The organism is Pseudomonas sp. (assembly GCF_049301935.1).
In the GTDB taxonomy this organism is placed as follows: domain Bacteria; phylum Pseudomonadota; class Gammaproteobacteria; order Pseudomonadales; family Pseudomonadaceae; genus Aquipseudomonas.
The window spans coordinates 1-6,219 of the sequence record NZ_JBAQLP010000129.1 but is presented as its reverse complement, the minus strand read 5'-3'; the positions used below and the strand labels follow the sequence as shown (position 1 = coordinate 6,219).

6 protein-coding genes are annotated in these 6,219 nt (G+C 62.1%); 4 read left to right on the top strand and 2 right to left on the bottom strand.

All coding sequences use genetic code 11. The features are described 5' to 3' along the window. From der to WA145_RS16795, 3 genes are all read left to right on the top strand, one after another. Window positions 1-1,427: ribosome biogenesis GTPase Der (der, locus tag WA145_RS16805; protein ID WP_422582665.1), on the top strand; the 1,427-nt coding region annotated here is incomplete at its 5' end. Between the two features lie 120 nt (window positions 1,428-1,547). Next, a complete protein-coding gene (locus tag WA145_RS16800) occupies window positions 1,548-2,696 on the top strand; it encodes a pyridoxal phosphate-dependent aminotransferase (protein WP_422582664.1) in 1,149 nt (382 codons plus the stop codon). A gap of 80 nt (window positions 2,697-2,776) precedes the next feature. Then, on the top strand, window positions 2,777-3,559 hold the full coding sequence (locus WA145_RS16795) for an amidohydrolase (protein ID WP_422582663.1): 783 nt from the start codon (window positions 2,777-2,779) through the stop codon (window positions 3,557-3,559). Here WA145_RS16795 and WA145_RS16790 read toward each other — a convergent pair. Beyond that, complete coding sequence (locus tag WA145_RS16790) at window positions 3,546-3,917, bottom strand: MerR family DNA-binding protein (RefSeq protein ID WP_422582662.1); 372 nt, start codon at window positions 3,915-3,917, stop codon at window positions 3,546-3,548. The two genes, WA145_RS16795 and WA145_RS16790, sit on opposite strands and share 14 nt — an antisense overlap. A gap of 76 nt (window positions 3,918-3,993) precedes the next feature. Between WA145_RS16790 and WA145_RS16785 the strand changes: the two genes are divergently transcribed. After that, on the top strand, window positions 3,994-5,067 hold the full coding sequence (locus tag WA145_RS16785; RefSeq protein WP_422582661.1) for an SDR family oxidoreductase: 1,074 nt from the start codon (window positions 3,994-3,996) through the stop codon (window positions 5,065-5,067). A gap of 15 nt (window positions 5,068-5,082) precedes the next feature. On the opposite strand, the gene WA145_RS16780 is transcribed toward WA145_RS16785, so the two are convergent. Beyond that, window positions 5,083-6,219, bottom strand: a 1,137-nt coding sequence (locus WA145_RS16780) for a 2-isopropylmalate synthase (RefSeq protein ID WP_422582660.1), incomplete at its 5' end; no start/stop codon positions are given.

The following is a 6,219-nucleotide window of genomic DNA, read 5'->3' as shown; positions in this document are numbered from 1 at the left end:
CCACCCTGTTTAACCGCTTGACCAAGTCCCGTGACGCGATTGTCGGCGACCTGTCTGGTCTGACCCGTGATCGCCAGTACGGCGAGGCCAAGTGGCAGGGGCGAACCTATATCGTCATCGACACCGGGGGTATTTCCGGTGACGAAGAAGGCATCGACGCGAAGATGGCCGAGCAGTCGCTGCAGGCCATCGAAGAAGCCGATGCCGTATTGTTCCTGGTGGATGCCCGCGCTGGCCTGTCTGCTTCCGATCAGATGATCGGTGAGCACCTGCGTCGGCGTAACAAGCGCAGCTTCCTGGTGATCAACAAGGTCGACAATATCGACGCCGACTTGGCCCGTGCCGAATTTTCCAGCATGGGCATGGGCGAGTCCCTGGCGATTGCCGGTGCCCACGGTCGCGGCATCACCCAGATGCTTGAAGCCGTGCTCGGCTCCTTCCCTAAGGATGCCAGCGAGCCGGAAGAGGGCGAGGAAGAGGAAATCGTTCTCGAAGGTCAGGAAGCCAAGCGCATTCCCGGCCCGAGCGAGAAGGACGGCATCAAACTGGCGATCATCGGTCGGCCCAACGTCGGCAAGTCCACTCTGGTCAACCGCATGCTCGGTGAAGACCGGGTTATCGTCTACGACCAACCCGGCACCACCCGCGACAGCATCTATATTCCGTTCGAGCGTGATGACGAGAAGTACACCCTGATCGACACTGCCGGGGTGCGGCGCCGCGGCAAGATCTTCGAGGCGGTGGAAAAGTTCTCGGTGGTGAAAACCCTGCAGGCGATCCAGGACTCCAACGTGGTGGTGTTCGTCATGGATGCCCGCGAAGGTGTGGTCGATCACGACCTCAACCTGCTTGGCTTCGTCTTGGAAAGCGGTCGTGCGCTGGTGATCGCCCTGAACAAATGGGACGGCATGGAGCCCAGCGAACGCGACTATGTGAAGGTCGAGCTGCAGCGCCGGCTGTTCTTCGTCGACTTTGCCGATATCCACTTTATCTCGGCGCTGCACGGCACCGGCGTGGGCAACCTGTACAAGTCGGTGCAGGCCTCGTTCAAGTCGGCGATCACCCGCTGGCCGACCAACCGTCTGACCACGATTCTTGAAGACGCCGTCAGCGATCACGCACCGCCCATGGTTAATAATCGCCGCATCAAGTTGCGCTATGCCCACTTGGGTGGTGCCAACCCGCCGCTGATCGTGATTCACGGCAACCAGGTCGAGGCGGTGCCCAAGTCCTATATTCGTTACCTGGAAAACACCTACCGCCGCGTGCTCAAGCTGGTCGGTACGCCGATCCGTATCGAGTTCAAGGGCGGCGATAACCCTTATGAGGGCAACAAGAACACCCTCACCGACCGTCAGGTGAACAAGAAGCGCCGCCTGATGAGCCACCACAAGAAGGCTGAGAAGAAGCGCAAAGACAAGCGCTAGGCTTGAGCCTGATCGCTCTATAAAGGCACCTGCGGGTGCCTTTTGCGTCTCTGGGCGATCGGCTATCCTGCGTCATCAATAGCGCTCAAGCTCGGCGCTTGGTCCAGGGATATTGCCGCGATGCTTATCAGCAAGCTGCCGAATGTTGGCACCACCATCTTTACCCGCATGTCGCAACTGGCTATGGAAGCAGGTGCTTTAAATCTGTCCCAGGGCTTCCCGGATTTCGATGGCCCGCAGGCCCTGCGTGATGCGGTCGGCCGGCATATCGCCGCCGGGCATAACCAGTACGCGCCGATGACCGGCTTGCCGGCGCTGCGCGAGCAGGTGGCGGCGAAGATCGCCCGCAGCTATGGCCGTAGTGTCAGTGCCGACACTGAAGTGACCATCACCCCGGGGGCGACCCAGGCAATCTTCTGCGCGATCCAGGCGCTGATCCAGCCGGGTGATGAAGTGATCGTCTTCGACCCCAGCTACGACAGTTATGAGCCCTCGGTAGCGCTCGCCGGCGGGCGTTGTGTGCATGTGCCGCTGTCCTTGCCGGGGTTCGCCATCGACTGGCAGCGTCTACAAGATGCGCTGAGCAGCAAGACTCGCCTGATTATCCTCAACAGCCCGCATAACCCCAGCGGTGCGCTGATTTCTCGCGGCGAGCTGGATCAACTGGCAGCATTGATTCGCGAGCGGGATATCTACCTGATCAGCGACGAGGTCTATGAACATTTGCTGTTCGATGGCGCCAAGCACGCCAGCATCCTCGCCCATGACGAGCTGTACCAGCGCGCCTTTGTGGTCAGCTCCTTTGGCAAGACCTACCACGTCACTGGCTGGAAGACCGGCTATGTAGTGGCACCGCCGGCCTTGAGCGTCGAGCTGCGCAAGGTGCATCAGTACGTCAGCTTCTGTGGCGTAACGCCGCTGCAGTGGGCGCTGGCCGACTATATGGCCGAGCATCCAGAGCACGTCGAGGAGCTGCCGGCCTTCTACCAGGCCAAGCGCGATCTGTTCTGCGATCTGCTGGCCGGCTCGCGCTTTAGCTTTACCCGCGCCGCCGGCACCTATTTCCAGCTGGTCGATTATTCGGCTATCCGTGGCGATCTGGCTGACGTGGCGATGGCCGAATGGTTGACTCGCGAGCATGGCGTGGCGGCGATTCCGGTGTCGGTGTTCTACCAGAGCCCACCTGCGGATTTGCGCCTGGTGCGCTTCTGCTTTGCCAAGCGTGAAGAAACCCTGCGTCAGGCGGCGGAAAAGCTATGCGCGGTGTAGGGTGGATAACCGCGAAGCGTTATCCACCAAAGCGTGGTGGATGTGAAAAGCGACATCCACCCTACGGCGAGTGAAATGACGTGAATGACAAACCCGACCTCGACCTGGCGCTGATCCAGACCACCCTGGCCTGGCAGGACCCTGCTGCCAATCGCGCGCATTTTGCCTCCCTGCTGGCGCAGGCGCGTGGTGCCGATCTGGTCGTGCTGCCGGAGATGTTCAGCACCGGCTTTTCCATGGACTCCGCCGCCCTGGCCGAGCCCGAGGAGGGCCCGACCAGCCAGTGGCTGCGTGAACAGGCCCAGACGCTGCAGGCTGTGGTCACCGGCAGCCTGATTATCCAGGCTGTCGATGGCTCGTACCGTAACCGTCTGCTCTGGGCTCGCCCGGATGGCACGCTAGCGTATTACGACAAGCGTCATCTGTTTCGCATGGCTGGTGAGCACAAGCACTACAGCGCAGGCACTGAGCAGGTGCTGCTGGAGGTCAACGGCTGGCAGGTGCGCCCGCTGATCTGCTACGACCTGCGCTTCCCGGTGTGGAGTCGCGATCCACAGACCACCGACCTACTGCTCTACACCGCCAACTGGCCAGCCGCACGGCGTAACCACTGGAACCGCCTGCTGCCAGCCAGGGCGATCGAAAACCTCTGCTATGTGGCGGCGGTTAACCGTATTGGCGAGGACGGCAAGGGTTATCCCTACAGCGGGGATTCCCAGGTGCTGGATTTTCAGGGTGAGCCGTTGCTTGCGCCTGGGGCGGCAGATGGCGTCTTTCGGGTAACCCTCAAAACCGCGGAGTTGGCGGCCTACCGCGAGCGCTTTCCGGCCCATCTGGATGCCGATGGCTTTAACCTGACTTAGCCGCCTGTTCGGCGGCGCTGGCCTCCAGGCGCAGCTTTTCGCTGCGCAGAAAATCGCGCAGCTGCTGCAGATCGGTAATCTTCTGCTCCACCTCAAGCAGCTTGCGGCTGACCAGGGCCGCACCCTGAGCACAGTCCAGCTGCTGCTCGCGCCGGGCCTTGAGGATTTCACCGATCTCGCCGAGGGAAAAGCCCATGCCCTGGGCCTGCTGAATAAAACCCAGATCGCTCAAGGTCTGTTGGCAATATTCGCGGTAGTTATTGTCACGCCGCAGGGCGCTGATCAGCCCCAGGCTTTCGTAATAGCGCAGGGTGTGGCGGCTGGCGCCGCTGCGCTTTTCCAGTTCACCGATACGCATGCAAATTCCGCTTGACTGTAGAGTGTGCTCGACAGTTTAGCCTGCTTGGGTCACTAATGACTCGGGTGGATAGATCATGAATAAACACTGCTTGCTAACCGGCGGCAGCGGCTTTGTCGGTCAGCATCTGCTGGCGTTGCTGACCCGGCAGGGCCACTCGGCGACGCTGCTGATGCGCCAGCCGCAAGCCTTACCGGCCTTGCGTGCGCAGATTGAGCAACTGGGCGGTCGAGGCGAGTTGCTAACGGCGCTGGCAGGAGACCTGGGTCGGGCTGATCTGGGCCTGGATGCTGCTGCGCGTGAGCGGGTGCCTCAGGCTGACGTGGTGTTCCACCTGGGCGCACAGTTCGCCTGGGGGCTGGCTGCTGCGCAGGCGCGTCGGGTCAATGTCGAGGGAGCGTTGGCGGTGGCTGAGCTAGCGGCGCAGCAAGGCAGTCGGCTGCTGCTGGTGGGCGGCTTTATGCTGGCCAATCAAGGGCATCTGCAGCGCATCGGTATCGACCTGCAGCGGCCCGAGCGCACCGACTGGGACAAGGTCTATCAACGCACCGGGGCCTATGAGGGCAGCAAGCTGGAGGCGCATTTTCGCGTGCGTGGGCGTATGGCGCAGCTGCAGGCGCCACTGACGGTGGTGCACCCGGCCACCGTATGCGGTCATAGCCGCAGCGGGCATATTCTGCCGGCGCAGCCGCTGGCTGGGCTGATCGGCAATCTGGCGGGTGGTCGGCTTGGGGCGATTCCGGGCTCGGCCGCGCATTGGTTACCGCTGGTCAGTGTGGATTTTCTTGCCGAGCTGATAGTGGCTGCCGCATTCGATGAGCAGCAGGTCGGGCAGGAGATTCTCGCCCTGGATGCCGCCACGCCGAACCTGCAGGGCATGCTGCAGCAATTGGCCAACACGCTAAATGTGCGCGCGCCGAGTCGGCATATACCGATTCCTTTGCTGCGGACGTTGCTGAAGATTCCGGGCATGCCGCGCCTGCTGCACACCGACGCCGAGTCGCTGGATTTTATCCAGACCACCCGTTTCAACACGGCTGCAACCCAGGCCCTGGCGCAGCGCCATCAATTGCACTGGCCGGATATCGGTCAGGCGTTGCAGGCCACCGCGCGCTATCTGGCGAATGAGACATCAGCCACACAGAGTTGATGCCTCATTCGGTAATCAGGCAGCCTGTTCGGCTGCCTGGCCGATGGCCCGATTCAGTGCGCTAAACAACGCGCGGAAGCTGGCGGTGGTGAGGTTTTCATCGATGCCGACGCCGTGCAGCGCACGGCCGCCGTTAACCCGCAGCTCGATATAGGCCGCCGCCTTGGCATTGGTGCCGGCGCCGATGGCGTGCTCGCTGTAGTCCATGATCTCTACGGCCACCGGCAGGCCGGCGACCAGGGCTTCCAGTGGTCCTTTGCCGATACCGCGCCAGTGCTGGGTTTCGCCGGTGTTGACGACTTCGACATCGACCGCGCTGGTGCCGTTTTCTTCCTGCAGGCGATGGCCTTTCAGGGCATAGGGTGTGGTGGCTTGCAGGTACTCGCTTTCGAGCAGTTTGTAGATTTGTGCGGCGCTCATCTCCAGGCCAAGGCGGTCGGTTTCCCTCTGCACCACCTGGCTGAACTCGATCTGCATACGCCGCGGCAGGTTGATGCCGTATTCCTGTTCCAGCAGGAAGCTGATGCCGCCCTTGCCGGACTGACTGTTGACGCGAATCACCGCCTCGTAATCGCGGCCGATATCGGCCGGGTCGATCGGCAGATAAGGCACCTCCCAGACGGCGTCCGCCTGCTGCTGGGCGAAGCCCTTACGGATCGCGTCCTGGTGCGAGCCGGAGAACGCGGTGTGCACCAAGTCGCCGACATAGGGATGGCGCGGGTGCACGGGGATCTGATTGCAGTCCTCGACCACCTTGCGCACGGCGTCGATATCGGAGAAGTCCAGCTGCGGATCGACGCCCTGGGTGTAGAGGTTCAGCGCCAGGGTCACCAGGCAGACGTTGCCGGTGCGCTCGCCATTGCCGAACAGGCAGCCTTCGACACGGTCCGCACCTGCCATTACGGCCAGCTCTGAGGCAGCCACGCCAGTGCCACGGTCGTTGTGGGTGTGCACGCTGAGCAGCACGCTGTCGCGCTTGTCGATATGGCGGCCGAACCACTCGATCTGGTCGGCGTAGTTGTTCGGCGTGGCGCACTCGATGGTCGCCGGCAGGTTGAGGATCAGCTTGTTCGCCGGGGTCGGCTGGAATACCGCGATCACCGCGTTGCACACCTCGACGGCGAAATCGATCTCGGTGGAGCTGAATACTTC

Bases quoted from the DNA above. Each gene is read 5' to 3' on its own strand.
- WA145_RS16800 (WP_422582664.1), top strand. From the start codon at position 1,548: ATGCTTATCAGCAAGCTGCCGAATGTTGGCACCACCATCTTTACCCGC.
- WA145_RS16790 (WP_422582662.1), bottom strand. From the start codon at position 3,917: ATGCGTATCGGTGAACTGGAAAAGCGCAGCGGCGCCAGCCGCCACACC.
- WA145_RS16785 (WP_422582661.1), top strand. From the start codon at position 3,994: ATGAATAAACACTGCTTGCTAACCGGCGGCAGCGGCTTTGTCGGTCAG.